This is a genomic window from Izhakiella capsodis (assembly GCF_900115045.1).
Classification (GTDB): domain Bacteria; phylum Pseudomonadota; class Gammaproteobacteria; order Enterobacterales; family Enterobacteriaceae; genus Izhakiella; species Izhakiella capsodis.
Window position 1 is genome coordinate 289,083 of record NZ_FOVC01000003.1, and the last position, 19,919, is coordinate 309,001.

The 19,919-nt window shown below is 44.4% G+C and carries 16 protein-coding genes and 2 pseudogenes; 13 read left to right on the plus strand and 5 right to left on the minus strand.

The annotated features are described in order from the left end of the window. Positions 1–79 precede the first annotated feature (79 nt). Both BM191_RS07385 and BM191_RS07390 read right to left on the minus strand, forming a co-directional pair. On the minus strand, positions 80–445 hold the full coding sequence (locus BM191_RS07385) for a hypothetical protein (RefSeq protein WP_143088799.1): 366 nt from the start codon (positions 443–445) through the stop codon (positions 80–82). 137 nt (positions 446–582) lie between these two features. Continuing rightward, on the minus strand, positions 583–807 hold the full coding sequence (locus BM191_RS07390) for a helix-turn-helix domain-containing protein (RefSeq protein WP_092876678.1): 225 nt from the start codon (positions 805–807) through the stop codon (positions 583–585). 112 nt (positions 808–919) lie between these two features. Here BM191_RS07390 and BM191_RS07395 point away from each other — a divergent pair, with 112 nt between their 5' ends. From BM191_RS07395 to BM191_RS07415, 4 genes are all read left to right on the plus strand, one after another. Beyond that, entirely contained in the window at positions 920–1,549 is a 630-nt protein-coding gene (locus BM191_RS07395) for a LexA family protein (RefSeq protein WP_092876680.1), read from the plus strand. Between the two features lie 574 nt (positions 1,550–2,123). Continuing rightward, the gene (locus tag BM191_RS07405; RefSeq protein ID WP_092876685.1) at positions 2,124–3,875 is read left to right on the plus strand and encodes a GH39 family glycosyl hydrolase; all 1,752 of its coding nucleotides are present in this window, start codon (positions 2,124–2,126) and stop codon (positions 3,873–3,875) included. 47 nt (positions 3,876–3,922) lie between these two features. Further along, entirely contained in the window at positions 3,923–5,677 is a 1,755-nt protein-coding gene (locus BM191_RS07410) for a GH39 family glycosyl hydrolase (protein WP_092876687.1), read from the plus strand. A gap of 42 nt (positions 5,678–5,719) precedes the next feature. Further along, positions 5,720–7,474, plus strand: a complete 1,755-nt coding sequence (locus tag BM191_RS07415) for a GH39 family glycosyl hydrolase (RefSeq protein WP_230479541.1) — start codon at positions 5,720–5,722, stop codon at positions 7,472–7,474. A 219-nt stretch (positions 7,475–7,693) separates the two neighbouring features. Here the strand turns inward: BM191_RS07415 and BM191_RS17385 are convergent, their stop codons facing one another. Beyond that, on the minus strand, positions 7,694–7,825 hold the full coding sequence (locus tag BM191_RS17385; protein ID WP_269017631.1) for a hypothetical protein: 132 nt from the start codon (positions 7,823–7,825) through the stop codon (positions 7,694–7,696). 604 nt (positions 7,826–8,429) lie between these two features. Between BM191_RS17385 and BM191_RS16775 the strand changes: the two genes are divergently transcribed. The 6 genes from BM191_RS16775 (at position 8,430) to BM191_RS07435 (ending at position 14,047) form a co-directional block, all read left to right on the plus strand. Further along, positions 8,430–8,573, plus strand: coding sequence for a hypothetical protein (locus BM191_RS16775; protein ID WP_177203308.1), 144 nt, complete (start codon positions 8,430–8,432; stop codon positions 8,571–8,573). Positions 8,574–8,751: 178 nt separating this feature from the next. After that, complete coding sequence (locus BM191_RS07420; RefSeq protein ID WP_092876689.1) at positions 8,752–9,036, plus strand: hypothetical protein; 285 nt, start codon at positions 8,752–8,754, stop codon at positions 9,034–9,036. 634 nt (positions 9,037–9,670) lie between these two features. Further along, positions 9,671–9,913 carry a hypothetical protein gene (locus BM191_RS16520; protein ID WP_143088800.1) on the plus strand — a complete coding sequence of 81 codons (243 nt, stop codon included), beginning with the start codon at positions 9,671–9,673 and terminating at the stop codon, positions 9,911–9,913. A 312-nt stretch (positions 9,914–10,225) separates the two neighbouring features. Further along, the gene (locus tag BM191_RS07425; RefSeq protein ID WP_092876691.1) at positions 10,226–12,304 is read left to right on the plus strand and encodes a GH39 family glycosyl hydrolase; all 2,079 of its coding nucleotides are present in this window, start codon (positions 10,226–10,228) and stop codon (positions 12,302–12,304) included. A gap of 394 nt (positions 12,305–12,698) precedes the next feature. Continuing rightward, a complete protein-coding gene (locus BM191_RS07430) occupies positions 12,699–13,247 on the plus strand; it encodes a DUF2815 family protein (protein ID WP_092876693.1) in 549 nt (182 codons plus the stop codon). A 107-nt stretch (positions 13,248–13,354) separates the two neighbouring features. Further along, complete coding sequence (locus BM191_RS07435; RefSeq protein WP_092876695.1) at positions 13,355–14,047, plus strand: hypothetical protein; 693 nt, start codon at positions 13,355–13,357, stop codon at positions 14,045–14,047. A 151-nt stretch (positions 14,048–14,198) separates the two neighbouring features. Here the strand turns inward: BM191_RS07435 and BM191_RS07440 are convergent, their stop codons facing one another. Continuing rightward, complete coding sequence (locus BM191_RS07440; RefSeq protein WP_092876697.1) at positions 14,199–14,510, minus strand: hypothetical protein; 312 nt, start codon at positions 14,508–14,510, stop codon at positions 14,199–14,201. Between the two features lie 149 nt (positions 14,511–14,659). On the opposite strand from BM191_RS07440, the pseudogene BM191_RS07445 reads away from it, so the two are divergent. The 3 genes and pseudogenes from BM191_RS07445 to BM191_RS07455 all read left to right on the plus strand — a co-directional run bounded on the left by BM191_RS07445 (position 14,660) and on the right by BM191_RS07455 (position 17,814). Continuing rightward, positions 14,660–16,615, plus strand: a pseudogene (locus BM191_RS07445) (DNA polymerase I). A gap of 281 nt (positions 16,616–16,896) precedes the next feature. Next, a pseudogene (locus BM191_RS17085) lies at positions 16,897–17,118 on the plus strand (ANR family transcriptional regulator); the annotation flags it as partial. Positions 17,119–17,424: 306 nt separating this feature from the next. Further along, a complete protein-coding gene (locus tag BM191_RS07455; RefSeq protein WP_092876699.1) occupies positions 17,425–17,814 on the plus strand; it encodes a hypothetical protein in 390 nt (129 codons plus the stop codon). Between the two features lie 457 nt (positions 17,815–18,271). Here the strand turns inward: BM191_RS07455 and BM191_RS07460 are convergent, their stop codons facing one another. Further along, entirely contained in the window at positions 18,272–19,828 is a 1,557-nt protein-coding gene (locus tag BM191_RS07460; RefSeq protein ID WP_092876701.1) for a BCCT family transporter, read from the minus strand. Positions 19,829–19,919 lie beyond the last annotated feature (91 nt).

Genomic DNA, 19,919 nt, shown 5'->3' on the forward strand with positions numbered 1-19,919 from the left:
GAACTGGTTAGTTATGCATATATATTGCATAATATTTGCAATTTTATGTGGATTTGTCGTCTCTGGAGAATGAGTAAAATTACACAATGTTATTCCCTCCTGCCGGTACACCTCTCCCCGCAGCGTTTTTAATTACGCCGTTATGTTCTCTGATGTGAGCCTTCCCTTTTATTCGCCCTAAAACCGTATGAAACTGGCCCGCACTTTTATCCGTTTCACTCTTCCATCGCTCGCGGAGTACAGCGCGGCTGAGACACCCGCCCGAAGCGTCCAGCTTCTCCCTGATCCAGCATTCATCACAGCTGCCTTTGCTCCCCGCATCGCTATTCTCCAGCATCAGCGGATCAATCTCCGTCAGCGGCACATCCTCAAAGACACGCTCCGTGGTCAGCCGGGCAGGAGCGTAGATCTCCCCTTCAGAGCTGATGTATTCGTTTACGCTCAACGCGAATGGCATCGGCATTAGCAAAGGCAGCAGAAGAACCGCGCATCCCTTATCTCCTGTCCTTACCACTGAGGTGAACAACTGCCACCGCCGCGCCAGTCTACACCCAGCCCCACGGAGTAATGTATAGGCATGGGTTAAGCCTCTTGTTGCTCTGCGTTTTCACCTTGCAATAGCCAGTCAGGCTCGCATTTCAGCACTTTCAACAGTTTAAGAATGAAGCTGGTACGGGTTGCCCCCCCGGACTTCAGGTGCTGAACAGATTGCTGACGCATACCAACACGCTCAGCTAAGGATGTCTGAATAAGGCCTAATGTTTTGCAGCGTTCTTTAATACAGGAAGCAAGGGAGGCATGGTTCATAGGGAAATCCCTCAGTATTTTTACAATTTTTCTTGTTATTTATTCACAAGCAATACGGTTTGTCAATTACAAATATATCTGTAACCATCAGCTCCAGATAAAGGAGCAAATCATGAATCTTGCCAGTCGGACAAAAAAGCGCAGAACAGAACTGGACATGACGCAAGCGGAAGTCGCAAAACGGGCCGGGATAAGCCAGCAATCGATAGAAGCTATCGAAAATGGAAAAACGCTCAAACCCCGCAACCTTCTTGCTCTGGCTGCTGCTCTTGAATGCGATGCCAGATGGCTGCTACTGGGCGGAGATGTTGTCCCCGACTCCAGTTTTATCGCACGCAGAGTGCCGGTTCTGAGTTATTCGCAAGCCGCGACGCTCATCAACGCCGGACCCATACCGGCGCCCCTGGATGGCGATTATCTGCTGACGACCTCGGCGTTATCGGAGCGTTCGTTCGCGCTCCGTATTCAGGGGGATGCAATGGAGCCAGAATTTCGGGAAGGGGATATTGTGATCATCGACGCAAATGTGTACCCGGTTCCCGGTGAGTTCGTCGCTGCCTCCAACGGTAGCCCAGTAGCCACATTCAAAAAGTACCGACCGGTAGGGGATGGGGCTAAAGGAGAAGAAGCCTTCGAACTTGTCCCGCTTAATAGCGATTATCCCACCTACCGATCGTGGGAAAAACCGGTAACCCTGATGGGTACAATGGTGGAACAGCGTATCTTCCGAAGAAAACGCTAGTCTGCACCTCACCTGTCGAACTAAGGAGGGCTAATGCCTTCCTTTTTTTTTGGCCTCAAAACAAGTAATTAAGTTAAATATGCCCATAAATACTCAAAAACCTGTTGACCCTCTAACAGTTTTACTTGTATTTTACCATGAGTCGAACGGCGCGACTTTAAACCCTGCGTCGGAACCGTGGCGGGACAGGATGTCGGCAATACGGGGCAACGTGAACTTATCAAGCTCGGTGCGGATTCATTAAATTCGCCGCAGATGACAGACCAAAAAAGATATCTGCTGAATAGTGCAGGCGTTTAAAAACTCTTTATCTGCGAGATGATCAGACAACATTATGAAAACGACAAATAAGCTGATAACAGCATAATGCAGCAGGACAAAAATAGTTAAAGCTTTTAATCTGACCGTGTTAGTAATCTTCATCCAGTTTATGTTCCTACCATAAATATAAACTCTCTTTAGAATGATTTTCATAAAGAGTTAGCTAGGTGATCGTTAATAAAATTAAATTTCTACGCGATTATACATGGGTAGGACGATCAATCCCTAAATGTAATTAATTGAGGATAAGGATATGTCTATTATAATTACAGTAGATAAATCACAAAGTGATTTATCCGCCGGAAAAAACAGTATTTTAAAAAATATCAATGGTGTGAATGGAATACCAGTTTCTCTCGCACCCGGCTTTCCTGACTTAGAAGATCAATTTAATCAGATGGGGATTACCGATATCCGTTTACATGATGGACTGGGAATTGGTGATCTCGATAATTACTTCTCGGAAAAAAGAATAAATAATATAAACCAGTTAATTCAGAATGTTCCAGATTATGAAAGAAGGACGGCCAAGAAATTTTTAGCTGATTTGGGAAATCATCGAGTTATTTTTCCGAATGCCGCAGCAGGTATGCGTTCGAATGATGTTGACCTTGCTTTCAAAGATGCAAATTATACAATGACCGATGCTTATATCAGGCGTATCCTGAACAATAATCCTGGTCTTAATCCCCAGAATTTAGAACGTCAATTAATGTTCAGAATTGGCCGAACGCTGGATGGTGGGTGTGAAGTCCCCCAAAATGCCGACATTTATGCCATTCTGGTCAGTACCCTCGTCGACAGATACTGCCTGAACTATGATAAAACCGGGTTGCCAAGAAAAGTCAAATACTGGGAAATCTGGAATGAGCCTGATCTGACTTTTTTCTGGAACAGTAATAATCCACAGGTCTACTATGACTTTTACGGCAAACTAGCAAGAATGATTAAGGCGGTCGACCCTGAGGCAAAAGTAGGTGGAGCTGGCGTAGCCTTTGGCTACAATCCTGGTGGATATTATATAGATGGGTTATTAAAATATTGCCACGAAACAGGAACACCAATTGATTTTATTTCTTGGCATTGTTATGGAAATGGAACTGGTGATCCAAAAAATATCATAGATGTTGCAAGATCAATTGAATCTGCTTTAAATAAATATGGTTTTCCTGATATAGAAAGCATTTGTACAGAATGGAATTCATCTCCCACAGGAACGATGAATACATATACGAAAGTACAAAGTGCGAAGAATGCAGCCTATATAGCATCGACATTCTGTTATATGCAGAAATGTAAAGTAGATAAATCATATTATTATCGAGGTGATGGTCTTTCTTTTGGTCTTTTCAATGATAATCCAAACCCAGTGGATAAAAGATATAAGAGTTTTTGTACCTATTCATCTCAAGCCTTCAACCTTTTTTCGAAAATGAGGGAAACCCCAGTCATTCTGAAAACGAACGGAGCAGAAGATACAGGTATATCTATGCTTGCATGTAAAAGTTGGGATGAAAAAAAATTAAAGATTCTTATTTCAAATTATAAAGTTGATAAGGATTTCACCGATGGTGGAGTGCCCCCATCCGGACACGATATCTATAAGCAATATTATATAGATTCAAATAGAAGTCTTAAACAGCTGACAGATCAGTGGAGCCTGGATGAATGGTTTGGCGGAAAAAACCCCAATCTAATTAGACCTGATAATTTTGTAGAACAACAAGCTCAGCTCGCAAATCCACCTGTAAATGGCCATTTATCAGCCCATGAAAGAAACTATTATCACAGTGATAGTGGATTAATAACTGTTGTGGATAACATAGCAGCAAATAATGTTAACATTGCTGTAAAAAGAATTCAGGAAGGTAAAAGCCTATCCTCCTTTGACATAAAAAATACTAATTATGAAATTAACTATATTTTAAAAAATGGACAACTAATAATTAGTGATCAAAATTGCACTGAATCCACTGTGACATTGTATGAGATTGAGCTGAATTAAATCTCTTAAAAGAAAATATTACTTATCATTTTGTTAAGTGAGGTATTATGTCCTACTTTTCAGTAAACATAAATAAATCTGAAAGAGATTATTACGCTGGGCACGGCGGTCTGTTGAAGGAAGTAAATGGTGTTAACGGAATTCCAGTTTCTGTCGCGCCCGGATTCCCTGACTTGGAAGATCAGTTTAATCAAATGGGTATCACTTATATCCGTTTACATGATGGACTGGGAATTGGTGATTTAGATAATTATTTTGAGATTAACAGAAAAAACAATCAGAATCAGTTTATCCCAAATGTACCAAGATCGCAAAGGAATAGGGCTAAAAAATTTGTAGCTGATATGGGAAACTGTCGGGTTATTTTTCCTTATGCGGCAGCAGGGATGCGTTCAAATAATGTTGATCTTGCTTTCAGGAATGTTAACTATGGCATGACAGATGCGTATATCAGGCGCATTCTAAATAATAATCCTTACCTCAATCCAGGAAACATTGAACGTCAATTGATGTTCAGAATTGGTCGGACGTTGGATGGTGGATATGAGGTGCCTCAGAACGTAGACATTTATGCCACTCTCGTCAGTACCCTTGTCAACAGGTATTCACTCAACTACGCTCAAACAGGATTGCCCAGAAAAGTCAAGTACTGGGAAATCTGGAATGAACCTGATCTGACATTTTTCTGGAACAATAATAATCCACAGGTTTACTATAACTTTTACAGAAAAGTGGCAAGAATGATTAAAGCCGTGGATCCAGACGCAAAAGTGGGTGGTGCCGGTGTGGCTGCCGGATACAACCCCGGTGGCGCTTATATCGATGGCCTTCTCAGATACTGCCGGGAGACCGATACACCAATCGATTTTATTTCATGGCACTATTATGCAAATAATACTTCCGATCCCCAGAATGTTATTGATGTTGGTAACTCAGTGCAACAAGCAATGATTAGATATGGATATTCTGATATTGAAAGTATATGTACAGAGTGGAATTCTTCACCGGTCGCAACGATAAACACTTTCACTAAGGTACAGAGTGCTAAAAATGCTGCTTATATAGCATCAACATTTTGTTATATGCAGTACTGTAAAGTTGACAAAGCCTTTTACTACCGTGGGGATGGTCTTCCTTTTGGTCTTTTCAACGACAATCCAAATCCCGTTAATACAAGTTTCAAAAGTTTCTGTACTTACTCCGCACAGGCATTCAACCTTTTCACTAGAATGTTTGAAACACCCTTTATTCTTCAACAGGATAATAATTTTGGCACTGGCATTACGACGCTTGCCTGCGAAAATAGCACCGGTACAAAAATCAATATTCTGGTTGCCAATTACAAAGTAAATAAAGATTTTTCGAATGGTGATAGCGCGCCATCAGATACCAGTCTATATCGTCAACATTATATTGATAGTAACCGTACCCTTGACCAGCTTGATGATGATTGGAGTATTAACGAGTGGTTCGGCGGGATAAGACCAAATACTATTCAGACAGATAATGAAGTACAACAGAATAATGTTGTTTCACAAATCCCCCCAAGCGGCGTTGTAGTCGCTAAGCGTAGAAACTATCTGAGTAGCGATTCGGGAGTAGATATACGTATTGAAAATGTCGATTTTTTTCAAGCAAAAATTACAGCCTATAGAATTAAGGAGGGGGGAGATTTATCTTCCATTTCACCTCCGACTTTTAGGAGAGAAAGAATCAAAAATGTAAACGATGGATTACTCAGATTCATAGATCCAGGTGCAACCGCCTCGACTGTTTCACTCTACAGCATTGAGTTTTTTTAATTAAGCTAAACATATTATTTTCTTTAAATGTAAGGAGTCCTAATGTCAAACCCAGTAAAAATGACGATTGATAAATCTAAACGAGATCAATCAGCGGGTAATGGCGGTCTACTAAAAGAGGTCAACGGTGTAAATGGAATACCTGTTTCTGTAGCTCCTGGCTTTCCGGATCTCGAGGACCAGTTCAATCAGATGGGTATAACACATATTCGAATGCACGATTGTCTGGGTATCGGAGATATAGATAACTATATTCAACCAGGAAACAGAGGGAATCAGGATCAGTATATTCCAAATGTTCCAGAAGCAGAGAGGGATAAAGCAAAAAAACTTATTGCCGATATCGGTAATCATCGGGTTATTTATCCTAATGCCGCAGCCGGTATGCGATCAAACAATGTTGATCTTGCCTTCAAAGAAGCCAACTATACTATGACAGATATGTATATTAAACGCATTCTGGCTAATAACCCAGCACTCAATCCTGGAAATATACAACGTCAGGTGATGTTCAGAATTGGCCGGACGTTGGACGGTGGATCCGAAATGCCTCAGGACGCCGACATCTATGCCACTCTGATAAGTACACTTGTCGACAGATATTCTCTGAACTATGTCAAAACAGGATTAGCAAGAAAAGTGAAGTACTGGGAGATTTGGAATGAACCCGATCTCAACATCTTCTGGAACAATAATGATCCACAGAATTTCTATAAATTCTACAGTAAAGTGGCCAAAATGATAAAAGCTGTAGATCCTGATGCAAAAGTGGGTGGCGCCGGGGTAGCAGCTGGATACAATCCAGGCGGCGCTTATATTGATGGCCTTCTTAAATATTGTAAAGAAACAGACACGCCACTCGATTTTATTTCCTGGCATTATTATGCTCATGAGACAGGAGATCCTCAAAATATTATTGACATTGGTAATGCAGTACAAAAATCTATGATTGAATATGGTTATGGCGATAAAGAAAGTATTTGTACAGAGTGGAATTCATCACCGTTTGCAAGCGTAAATACATTTACTAAAATACAAATGGCCAAGGGCGCGGCATTTATAGCCTCAACGCTCAGTTATATGCAGTACTGTAAAGTAGACAAAGCATATTTCTATCGTGGAGATGCACTTTCATTTGGCCTTTTCAATGATAATCCGAACCCCGTTAATAAAAACTTCAAAAGTTTTTGTACTTACGCAGCCCAAGCATTCAACCTCTATGCCCGAATGTTTGAAACACCTTATATTCTTCAACAGGAAAAAAACTTTGGTACAGGTATAACAATTTTAGCTTGTGAAAATGCAGCCGGTAATAAAATTAACATTTTGGTATCTAATTTCCATGTTGACAACAACTTCTCAAATCCGAACCTTAAGCCAGCAGAAACGGATGTTTATAAACAACATTATTTAGATACTAACCGTACGCTCGATCAACTTACCGATGAGTGGAGTCTCAATGAATGGTTCGGTGGCGTGAATCCCAATAATATTAAACCAGATAACGTGATAAAAAATACAAATCTTGTGCCTAATCCCCCTGTATACGGTAAATTAGCCGCACACAGTAGAAATTACTCTGAAAGTGATAATGGTCTTTCCCTGACCATAAAGAATATTGGTTACAATAACATATCTATCACTGCCTTCAGAATTGAAGAAGGGGGGGATTTGTCTTCTATGTCTCCACCAACAAGAACTTTGCCTGCCGTACGTATTGCAAGCAATGACCTTACACTTACAGATGATTCAATAATAACTTCAACAGTAACTCTATACACAATTTCATTAAGCTAAAATTGCATGTGGCGGCCCCTGCTGCATTAAACTTTTGTCAGTTAATTCACCGTTTTCAGAATAGTATCTGACCGTGCCGCAGATAAAAGATAGTTAAACTTCTACCCCAATGCACGCATGTTATTGTCCGGTCTTTTCGCGGCTATCTCACTACTCCCTTAAGCTGTATAACCTGAAGAAGTAGTGACATCACGCGATTTTTTTATTGTCCAAACTACTTTACAGCACAGGATAGGGTTTTTCGCCAGCATGAGCTTTGTTGGGTGTCGGCAGCAAATCTTCGAAACTTTTATCAAGATCAGTACCCAGTGGAGCATCCTTACCTGACTGTTGATCTGAACGGCCACACATCCATATGTCTGTTTACCCCCAGAGCCGCAAACAGTGTTTCTTTCGTCAGGCCCCCGTCGCCAAGCCTAATCAGGGGCGTCTATGCCGGTATGAATCGCTCCCAACAGGATGCTCCGGCCTCGCTCTGAGCGAACAGACCAGTAGAGGAGCGTTGAGTCTGAAGTAACGTAATAATATAAATTAATTCAGAATTCTAGATTATCGGCCTGCGAAAGATACAGACTCAATGCCGTGATTCATCTCTCACCAATGCGTCCGGGTTGCACTGGCAGGTATTGACCGGGTCTGCATGAGACTCTGAATAACGCTCAGGCATCTCCAAGCGATGGCTCATCCGCTGCGGAGAGAATTTATCCGTAAACCGTGGCAAACCAGTGCTACTCCGTTACCGATCTGTTACCAATTTAAGGCATCAGAGCCTTCCTGAATGTCAACGTGAAATTATACTTCATCATGCCGTTTAAAATACCAATATATTTTGTATGACTAACCAGCATTTGACTCAACGCCAGGTTAAATTTTTTTCCCACGCCATCGGTATTTTAGCCGAATCCGAGTTACCCGGTTAAAACCTGATTTCTGATACGAGAGGAGACCTCACTCGATGCGACACTCCGGAAAAGTCATCACCATCCCAGTGGACACCGCGACAGTCAGTAACACTGTCCGCCGCCTGCGCTGGTTGCGTAAACGCGACGAACTGAAACGAAACCCTGAAGCTCGCTTTCCGATCATCCTTTATCGCTGAGATAGCTTATGAGCGCGACAGTCCTTTTTACCCGGCTACCTAGCCACAGCTGGGGACTGAGCAAACCCATGCCAGAATAGAAAAATGCAACGGCCCTTTCTGGTGCAAAACGTCGAACGAGATAAAAACCGACGTAGCGGGAGAGACCTGCGCGTCATTAGCGACAATTGATGTTAATGTGAACAATAGGATTAAACAGGGTAGGTATCAGCCACAACAGCAGCCACAACCGCCAGATATCGAATCGCTGGATATTCGCCTTATCCACACGCTGGCAAAGCTGTTCGGCGAAAGCGCTAAAAATCTTAAGACAGAACAGGTCAAAAAAGCGCGCTCTAATGAGAATGACATTAAGCGCGATCGGTTCAGTGAAGCATCACGCCTTGCGCTGATGGATTGCAAGCTGGTAAAAATTGCCCCGCGCGCGAACGTGAGCGCTGATTATAAAGTTGTCAACTGCTGACTATCATCATAAAGCGGTGGAAATTCTGAACAGATCCAGCGTGCAGAGGCTGGGGTAAGTACCACAGGAAAATCTTGCAGACGTTGTGATGCTGGCATAGCAAACGCTGGCGCAGGTATCAAAAATACTGCGCAGCCATGCTTGACTTTTCCAACAAGGCAAGCCGCTTTCCGCAGAACAATTTGAGCCAGGCGAAACAACCTGTTAATCGAAGGAAGGACTACGTAACACCAGTAGACGGATGCGGTGCGATGTAACTGCCTGACCTGTCCACCCTATAACGTCGGCTGTGATACCCGCACTTATCTCGGCACTCCAGTGTATATTTTCATTGACAAAATGTTTCTGGTGCCACCTGCATTCCAAGAAAGAACGGATAACGTTAATGAGTATCTGGGCGACGTGGATGCAGGTGCATTGTTTATAGTAAAAGAGAAGTGTGACCTCACGCTCAGCATTCCGAATAGTTCACTCCCGCAGACGCTGCGATCATTAACCACATTAGAGAATACGAATGCTCTGTAGAATCCTGAGGTTCTGGGCAGAAAGTAAAAGACATCACGGTGGAATTACCGCAATTGGCCGTTCGCGCTGCGATTGACAGCTCCGAAGCTATTCGACCGGCGCTTATCCCTTGAGAGAAAAAACCGATCGTTGCATATCGGGTTATAAGTTGGTGCAGGGTAAGTCGCTAACGGCCTCTGTCGCAGCGGAGAAGAAGCCGAAATATTGCTCAATCACTGTACGCGCCGATTTGAATTGGGGAGATTATCAACGCCCTACTGGCGCAGAAGCTGTACACATCGGGGGTTATCAGCGCCAGCTGCCGGAAGATGATTATTGCACTGATAATTTTTCCAAAAGGCTAACAGCATGAACCCCGAAGCCTGACTCGAAACCGGTATCAACTGTCAATTCCATGAATGTCGTCGATAATGTTGAAGCCGCTAATCCTCGCTTTTAAATTCAGGGAAATTATTGATGCCTATAAACGGGATAGCGTGCCATTAGCCTTCCAGGCTTATGTTTCAACCTGAACAATTAAACTGTTCTTCGTTGTATTACCTGTATACGCGCAGTTCCACCACAGGGGCATTTTTTGCTGACGTTCAAGTTTCAACCTAAAACGAATTTTAAGATAAAAGCACCGGCATTGCCGCCGGAACGCTCAAGTAGGAAAGGGAAATAAATGAAATTAATCAGTTTTGATACATTAACAGTGGATTCTAACGCCGGTAAGCAGGGAAAATTAAAAGAAATTAATGGTGTTAATGGTACCCCGAAAAGCATCGCTCCGGGGTTACCCAATTTGGATAATGAGTTTAATCAACTAGGTATCAGATATCTCAGATTCCACGATAATCTGGGCATTGGAGACCTTGATAATTATTTTGTTGAAAACGACCAAGGTAGCCAGTTCATTCCTAACATCCCATCAAATTATCTAAAATCCGCATTGAAATTGATTTCATCTATAGGAAATATCAGGACAATTTTTCCTAATGCAGCCGCAGGCATGAGAAGTAATAATGCTGAACTTGCTCTCAAAGATGCTAACTATGCAATGACAGATCAGCATTTTATTGAGGTTTTATCCAACAATTCAAACCCAAAAGTACAGCGTGATATTTTATTCAGAGTGGGTAGAACAAATCGCGGGAGCAATGAACTACCGCAAAATTTCGATATCTATGCTACGCTGGTAGACGCATTAGTAAAACGATACTCACTGAACTACGATGCCGTAGGATTACCCAGGAAAATAATCTATTGGGAGATATGGAATGAGCCAGACCTACCACAATTCTGGAATAGTAATAACCCGCAAGATTATTACGAATTCTACGCAAAAATAGCAAAAAAGATTAAATCTATTGATCCATCAGCGAAAGTCGGTGGTGCTGGTGTCGCGAATGGCTATAACCCAGGAGGAGCGTATATAGAAGGATTGCTACAGTATTGTAGGAATAATAACGTGCCAATAGATTTCGTTTCATGGCACTATTACGGAAACAGCACATCCGATCCGCAAAATATTATTACCATTGGCAATCAAATCCAAAATACATTAAGAAAATATAAATATGATGATATTGAAAGTATTTGCTCCGAATGGAATTCAACCCCCTTTGCTCACAAAAACATATTTTCAAAACTTCAAAGCGCAAAGAATGCTGCTTATATAGCCTCAACCTTGATCTATATGCAATATACAAAAGTTGATCTGGCGCATTATTATCGTGGAGACGCTTCATCATTCGGTCTTTTTAATAATTCGGGCCATTTTTTTACCTATTCCGCTCAGGCCTTTCACATGTTCTCCAGACTGCTGGAAACGCCTGATATCATCTCAGGTAACAAAGATTTTTCAAGTGGTCTAAGCGTTATCGCTTGCAAGAGCAGTGCAGGAAACAAGATAAATATTTTGGCCGCAAATTATGTTGTCGATCGTGATTTCTCAACAGCAAATCCGCCTAAAGAATCACCGCTATATCCTCAACATTATGTGGATGGGAATCGCCAGATTGAGCAGTTAACCGATGACGTGAGTAAAAAGGAATGGTTTGGTAACGTTGACCCTACGACTATACATCCCGATAATTATGTTCCACCAAAAGGCACAGTGCGGCAGCTTCCTGTACATGGTGTGCTAAATGCAGTCTCACGAGACTATAAAAGCAGCAATAATGGTCTGAGCATTCAACTCAGCAACATGCGCTATAACTCCTGCAAACTGACAGCCTATAGAATCAAAGAAGGGGGTAATCTGGATAGCGTCTTAGCACCTGACATTACGAATGAAGTCACTTTCAGATTTGAAAATAATGACTTGATAATAGACGATTCTGGGGCGAAGACATCAACGGTTACTTTTTATTCGTTGGAGCTGAGTAACGTAACATCCCGCCCTAAACCTAATCCAGTCCCTGTTAATCGAAAAGCTACTTATATTTACACAATGAAAAGAGGAGTATATGTCAGTCATTGGCCTTCCAATCAGGACTTTTACGTTAATGCCGGTGAGGTAGTTTATTTCAAATACACTAACAATAATTACAATTGTAGGCTCTTCAGACTTAGAAAAAATAACTATGCAGCACTTGTAAGAGCGCGTAACACTGCATCAAACATCGTAGAAGGAAGTCTGAAATTTAATCAATCCGGACACTTGAGAAGCGCTTTGATAGGTAAGTTAGATTTTATAATCTATTATCGTTTTTTTAGTAAAAGAAGCTCTACAGGAGAATTAACTTTTTATATAAAATGAAAGACCACTCATATTGAGGCATCCTATATTTGAATCGAAATCTATTAATTGGATATCGTTATATGCATCAAGGCGAAATTTATCATTCTTTTTCAACGAAAGATTAACGTTTACCTATAGCATATTAATCCAGATTAGCGCATGGGTAAAATTCAATTCATCAAAGATTCGAAGTAAAAGTTAATGGAAAGTGAAAAAGCATCCATTATTTAACCTAAGTAAATTAGGTTTAAAAAAACATAGCGCTGTATAAATTAAAAGACCTAATTATTCATTCTGACGAAAAATTACAGCACCTAATTCCTCCACAAAATATTCAATCAATAGCAATACCGTAAATAGCTTTGATGGCATTAAAAATACTGACTCTTGAGCTAAATTAAGGTAATTATTTATGAAAGTTAAACTGAATAACGTGCGATTAGCCTTTCCCGCTCTGTTTGAACCTAAAACGGTTAACGGTGAAGATGCTCCCCGCTTTAGCGCTACCTTTATTTTTCCGGTTGATCATCCATGCCTGAAAGACATTGATGCAGCTATCGCGCAGGTCGCTAAAGATAAATGGGGACCGAAAGCCGACAGCGTTCTGAAATCCCTACGCTCCGGTCTGAAAGTCTGCCTGCACGATGGCGATGAAAAAGTGGAATACGAGGACTATTCTGGTAATAAGTTTCTCTCCGCCAGCAACAAAGTACGACCACTGGTTATTGACCGTAATCGCTCGGTGCTGACCACTGCCGATGGCAAGCCATATGCTGGTTGCTACGTTAACGCCACAATCGATATCTGGGCGATGGATAACAATTTTGGCAAACGTATTAACGCGTCACTGGGTGGCGTGCAGTTCTGCCGCGATGGTGATGCGTTCGCTGGCGGCGGCATGACAACCGAAAACGATTTTGACGATATGAGTGCAGGTGTTGACGCCGAATTGCTGATCTGAATGCCAATGTTAATACAGTAAAAATAAGGCAGCTACTCCGCGCCAGTAACATCGCTCCAGTAACATCTATGAACATCTTTTTTTTCACTACGTCTGCAGGAGATATAATGACATTACCAATATCTAATTTCGATAAAATTCTGGATAGCAAGTTAACGCTCGAATTATCTGATAAGAAAACAGCAGAAACTCTTGAGCCTTATATTAGCGATAAGATATTTACCTTCACCCCGAAAGAGATGGACATCTGTGCGGTAGATAACGTCATTGCGTTCGCTTTTGGCAATCGTCCTAACGCCAGTGATGATAAAAATGCGCTGGCGGAACCGGGGCCGATGAATAAGGAATTAGCAGATTGCTGTGCTGATCTATATCGTAAAAAAAGAGTGCCTATGTTTATGCAATGGGAAATCGCTCGCTACTTCGAAGCTGGAGATTATCCGGACATTCCATCTTGTGATGTTAATTCAATTGAACCTTACTGGAATGAGAAAGGTGAGCTGATTTATTTGAGCACTGATGGTGTGGTTGAATCTATCATCACAACTCATTTCAAAAATAATCCATCGGCATTAGGCTGTGTCGCTGTCATTGGACATCGGGATCATGTAAAGCGCTGCATTATGACCTGTGAGAATAGAAAATTAGCCGCTTATGCGCCTAAAAATTTACGATTGCCCGGTTGGTATGACGAAAAATCATGGCAACTATGGACCCGCCGCAGAGATTTATATGTATTAATGGATATCTCGTCACAACTTTCCATGCAGGCGCAGATCAATATAGGTAAAACTGATTAATTGACGCTTTGATTTTTTATTGACAGCATTAAAGCCAGTTAACCGAAGCCAGCACCTTCGGCTCACAATCATGGTCAAAATACGCTACCCGGTAAAACACCGGGTAGCGTATTTTGTAATAATTTAAAAATCAAGAAACACCTTAATAACTTCAGATTAGCCTTTCATCTATTTTGGTAATCTCCCCCTCCCCTTTATTACTGTAAGATGAAAAAAGGTTTAGTCTATGAATATTAGACCTTAGTGTTTTTAGCACTGGCAATCCAATTGAAGCATCAACTCGAGTAGAATTAGCAGCTTTTGAATCAGAATGCGGAACATTTAGAAAACGAATGCCGTTTGCTTGTATAACAGAATCTATATTTTTAGCAACATCGGATTTTTTAGGATTCTTTCCGGCTAAATCAAAAGATCCGTAGCTACGCTTAAAAATTATTGCCCGCAAATTGCTTACTATTTTCATATTTTCTCCCATAAAAATGAAGATAAAAACAAAACAAAACAAAACAAAAATCACTACAAAAAAACAATCAAAACTATTCGACCAGAGAAATATGCAAGATTGCTTTATGCCCAAAATATTATGGTTAGGCCCTTAAAGATTAAAGTAAAATTCTAATCAATAATGGTACACCCGCCTAAGCTGAGCATGCCGAAGTTATGCTTTTTGCCTGGGCGATTGATGATGATGACCCCGTACAGATACAGGACGTTACAGCCGGAACCAAAATTCCTCTGAAACGTCGACTGGCGCTAAAAAACCCGGATGTGCTGATTTACGCCCACAATAGCCATTTCGACCGCACAGTGTTGAATCACACCATGCCGGGTGTCGCCGCCGGTGGCGTTGAGCGCTGGCGGGATACAGTGGTCAGATCGCTGGCGCACGGCCTGCCGGGTTTGCTGGGCGATTTATACGACATCCTCAGCGTTTCTCAGGATAAAGCCAAAGATAAGGCCGGTAAGCAACTGATTCAGCTATTTTGCAAGCCACGCCCATAAAACAGCGCTATTCGCCGCGCTACTGTCAAAACACATTCTGTTGACTGGCAGCCATTCATTGAGTACGCCGGCTGGATATTGACGCCATGCGCGAGAACGACAAAAAACTACCTGGCTTGAATTACTCAGGCCATGAGCTGGCGCTGTGGCACCGGGACCAGCGCATAAACGATCGCAGTTTCAGCTGCGATGTGGCACTGGCCGAGAGCACGGTTATCGCCGTAAGGGAAAAACAAAAAGCCTGGCAAAACGAACGCAACAAATGACGGAGGGTGAAATACAAACGGCCACGCAACGCGACGCCCTGCTAAAGCATCTCGTTGTGTCTCACGGCGTGGTTTTACCGGATATACAAAAAAGTACGCTGGAGCGGCGCATCGCCGACCCGGATTTACCCCCGGCGGTAAAAGAATTACTTTCCCTGCGATTACAGGCCAGCGCCACCAGCACCAGTAAGTACAAAGCCCTGTTGAAAAGCGTCAGCGGCGACGGACGCCTCCGCGGAACGTTGCTATTTTGCGGCGCATCGCGGGCCGGGCGGCTGTTCCAGCCGCAAAATCTCAGCCGTCCAATGTTAGAACAAGGCGACATCGACGCGGGCATTGACGCTCTGAAAGCCGGGTGCGCCGACCTGCTTTACGAGGATGTGATGCAACTGACCGGTTGCGCCCTGCGCGATTGCATCATGGACTCCGCCGGTAAAAAACTGGTGGTATCCGATCTTAACAACATCGAGAGGCACATACTGGCGTGGCTGGCCGGAGAACAATGGAAGCTGGAGGCATTCCGGGATTATGATGCGGGCGCCGGGCCTGACCTTTATACACTGGCTTACGCCCGCGCTTTTCGCATCAGCCCTGATGTGGTCATGAAAGGCCTGCCCCAGACGGGTAACGTTTTAGAATTAGGGCTGGGTTACCAGGGAGGCGTGCCGCGTTTCTGACCTTCGCCGCCGCTTACGGTCTGGACCTGGAAGAACCCGCCGCTATCGCCCTGCCGGAAGTTCCCGCAGCGGTACAGCGCGAGGCCCGAAGTTGGTGGCAAGTCTCAACGGAACAGAACAATACTTTCGGCCTTTCGCAGGCGGTTTTTATTACCTGCGATTCGCTGAAACGTTTGTGGCGCAACGCCCATCCTGAAACGGTATCTTTCTGATATGCGCTGGAGGACGCCACCCGCTGTGCCATTGCTACCCCCGGCATAACCCTTTCCTGCCGCAAACTAAAACTTCGCCGCGAGGGAAGCTGGCTCCGTATCCAACTTCCATCTGGCCGGGCAGTCTGCTACCCCGGCGCACGTATCGACGACAGCGGCAAGATCAGCTATATAGGCATCAACACCTACACCCGCAAATGGCAGCGCCTGCAAACCTACGCCGGAAAATTGGCGGAAAATGTAACCCAGGCGACCGCCCGTGATGTGATGGCAGCGAATATGTCCGCCGTCGAGGACAACGGCTACGACATCATACTGACGGTACATGATGAGATTTTAACGTGAACGCCTGACGCCGAGGATTATCCCCACGAACGTCTGAGCACCCTGCTCGCCACTCCCCCTACATGAGCTTCAGACCTGCCGCTGTCAGCGGAAGGGTTCGAGGCATATCGATACCGCAAGGACTGATTCTTTAGCATCCCGGTATCGGGTGCAAAATAGCCTGGCTCAATTAAACATTGACCGGGCCGCAATGATGGCGTGCTGCGCTCAGTATTGACATTTCTGCGCAAAGATTGAAGTGAACTCAAAACCCTATTCATCCCGTATCGCCGTCTCACAGTGACGGCGAAGATGTTTATTCCGATAAGAAAACTGTCGGCGTTATCAACTGACCGAGGCGAATCCTTATGTCTTTTAAAAATTATGACAGCCCTTTGTATTACCGGGCTGCGCGTGAGGCTGCACGTATTGAGCGCGCGGGTGATTACCGCCAGGCGGCAGCGGTATGGACAAAAGCCAGCCGCTTTTCACGCAACGAAGCTAACCAGCAGTGGAGCGAAAACCGCGCTGATTTTTGCCTGATGCAGATCGCTCGGGAAAAGCTCAAGGCGGCGTTTGCCGATGACCTGCGCGCATTAATCCCGCATCGAAAAGCCGCTGGTAGCAAAGGGGAAAAAGGGGTGCGCCATCGCCTGCGAGTTTATATCCCTCAGGCTCGCCGTTCCTGACCAGCCGGTTCCACGCTCTGCAGGCAAGGCGATATTCATTGAATGCAACGCTAAGGCCGCAAAAATTGCGCCAGTCAGACACAAGAGATACTTAAAGGGTCGACGACAGGAAACGCAAGCGAAACGGGAATACGGTCGGATGGTAACGCGTCACACCGTTGCTAAACCATCCCCGCCATCGTGCGAGGCTGTTACAGGAATAACAGCGTGCGACAGATATTCCCGTTCACCCACGCTTACCAAACCTCATTTTTCCCCGAGCTGAACGGTTTAGATATTGACGCACAGAATAACGCGGCTAAGGCGGTGAAGTGCCAGCAAACCGCCAGAAGCGCTATTTATACCGACGTTAAGGGTAGCGGGTCAGAAATTCACGACGCAACATCCTGGCGCTTATCTCCCACGGGTAGGCTGGAAACACACTCGAAAATTATCGAATCTGCAGAATCAACCCGTCAGATACAGGCCGGACAAATCATCCGGTATTTATTCGTTGCCGCAAATACCGTAAACGAACGGATTATGCAGCCGCACGCTTCAAAACCTGAAGTGCAGGATATTTGGCCTAAGGCAGTAGCAAGCCGGAGTTTAAAATGAATAAGGTACTTTTGCTGATGGCGACGTTTGTAATTTCAACAATTTCACGGCCTACCTGTCTGAAGGTTATCCGGGAAAGCACGGATAAAAGGCAAAATGGGATGATCTGACACAATCCCCTCACACTGGCAACATCGCCAAAATCCCTTCACCGGGTTCAGGTCAGCGACCTGGCGAAGTTTATTGATAAAAGTAAGTGCAACATCCCGCCTGTCTCCCCTCTCGCCGCAATACCCTAAAATAGCACTTCAATTTAATCCGGAGTAAATTCAATCATTTACCGAAAGCGTGGAAAACCGGGCGGATAAAAACGTCAGGTCATAATAAATTGAAATGCAAAAACGGATGTATTGCCTGACGATAGTGTCGTCAGCAATAGCATACATTTATCCGTCCAATACCGTCAGTCCAACCAACCAGCCCGACGGCGTGTCGGCCTGGTTAAGGTTATTAAGATTCAACGCGTTTGCGTACTCACCTGCAGCCTCATCGTCTGCTGCAAATCACGATAGAGGCTGACGACATACAAAATAATGACCACCGAAAACGGCAATCCACATAACACCACGGCAGTTTGCATGGCGCTGAAGCTACCAGCATAAAGTAGCGCGACACAAACCACTGTGGTGACAATCGCCCAAAAAATCCTCAACCATGCGGGAGCATCATCGCTGACCTCGCCGCCGACGCTGGAGAGATTGGCAATCATCAGCGTGCCGGAATCCACCGGCGTCAGAAACAGCATGAAGCTAATCACCACGGTAAAGCCAGCGGTAAAATTGCTCCAGGGCAGGAACTCCAGCAGCTTAAAGACCGCCATCGGCGGATCAGATATCGCAATTTTGCCTAAGATAGCCTCGCCATTTTGCAGCACCAGGCTGATAGCCGTATTACCAAATAGCGATAGCCAGGCGAGGGTAAAGCCGAGAGGAATTAACAGTACGCCGAAAATCAGCTCCCGGATAGTGCGTCCACGGGAGATACGCGCAATAAACAGGCCAACGAACGGCGCCCATGCCACCCACCACGCCCAGTAGAAAACCGTCCATGCCCCCTGCCACTGACGGGCCTTACCATAAAGATAAACATTAAAACTCTTACCAACCAACGCGGTCAGATAATCACCGGTATTCTGTAGTAAACCGTTAAGCATATTCACGGTTGGCCCGCTAACAAAAATAAACAGCAGCATCAGGCAGAGCAAACCCACATTCACGTTCGATAGCATGGCGATGCCTTTCTCGATGCCAGTGACCGCAGCAAGGGTTGCCACAATCATCATCACCACCACCAACACTAACAGCACCGCGTTGTTCTGCGGTATGTTAAACAGATAATGCAGCCCTGAGTTAACCAACAGCGCACCGATTCCCAGATTAGTCACCATCGAGATCACCGTAACCAGTATGCCGAAGCTGTCCACCAGGTGCCCCCGCCAGCCATGAATACGCTCGCCAAACAGCGCATACAGCGCGGAGCGCAACGCCAGCGGCTGGCCGCGGCGATAAGCAAACCAGCAAAGCGCAGTGGCGATTAACGCATACAGCGCCCAGCCGTGCAGCCCCCAGTGCAGGAAGGTAATCGCCATTGCCTGACGTGCCGCCTCAACCGTTCCCCCTTGCCCTTCCGGCGGCTGCAAGAAGTGGTCAAGCGGCTCATAAGCACCGTAATAAACCAGCGCAATGCCAATCCCTGCTGAAAACAGCATCGCCACCCAGGACAGATAAGAAAAAGTAGGCTTTTCGTCCTCTTTTCCCAGCTTCAACTGGCCGAAACGCGACAACGCGAGCCAGAAAACGAACACCATACAAACCACCATCAACAACATGTAATACCAGCCGAAGGCATCAGCGACCCATCCTTGAGCACTGTTCAGCCACTGCTGGCTGGTTTGTGGGTAAAAAACAATAAGCAGGCCGAGGATTAGGATCACGGCGGCGGACCCAATGAATACCGGATAGTTAACCTTGATGGATAGACTCGTTTCTTCAGATTGCTGGCTGATAACTGTCATAACGTTTTTCCGCAAGGCAGGTGACAGTGACTTATAAAAAACAAATATTTAACACAAAGCCACATTTATTTGACATATTTGTAGCATATGC

Coding starts and splice junctions, on each gene's coding strand:
- BM191_RS07440 (WP_092876697.1), bottom strand. CDS start 14,510: ATGAAAATAGTAAGCAATTTGCGGGCAATAATTTTTAAGCGTAGCTAC.
- BM191_RS07405 (WP_092876685.1), top strand. CDS start 2,124: ATGTCTATTATAATTACAGTAGATAAATCACAAAGTGATTTATCCGCC.
- BM191_RS07395 (WP_092876680.1), top strand. CDS start 920: ATGAATCTTGCCAGTCGGACAAAAAAGCGCAGAACAGAACTGGACATG.
- BM191_RS07435 (WP_092876695.1), top strand. CDS start 13,355: ATGACATTACCAATATCTAATTTCGATAAAATTCTGGATAGCAAGTTA.
- BM191_RS17385 (WP_269017631.1), bottom strand. CDS start 7,825: ATGTGTGGCCGTTCAGATCAACAGTCAGGTAAGGATGCTCCACTGGGT.
- BM191_RS07430 (WP_092876693.1), top strand. CDS start 12,699: ATGAAAGTTAAACTGAATAACGTGCGATTAGCCTTTCCCGCTCTGTTT.
- BM191_RS07460 (WP_092876701.1), bottom strand. CDS start 19,828: ATGACAGTTATCAGCCAGCAATCTGAAGAAACGAGTCTATCCATCAAG.
- BM191_RS16775 (WP_177203308.1), top strand. CDS start 8,430: ATGCGACACTCCGGAAAAGTCATCACCATCCCAGTGGACACCGCGACA.
- BM191_RS07390 (WP_092876678.1), bottom strand. CDS start 807: ATGAACCATGCCTCCCTTGCTTCCTGTATTAAAGAACGCTGCAAAACA.
- BM191_RS07410 (WP_092876687.1), top strand. CDS start 3,923: ATGTCCTACTTTTCAGTAAACATAAATAAATCTGAAAGAGATTATTAC.
- BM191_RS07415 (WP_230479541.1), top strand. CDS start 5,720: ATGTCAAACCCAGTAAAAATGACGATTGATAAATCTAAACGAGATCAA.
- BM191_RS07425 (WP_092876691.1), top strand. CDS start 10,226: ATGAAATTAATCAGTTTTGATACATTAACAGTGGATTCTAACGCCGGT.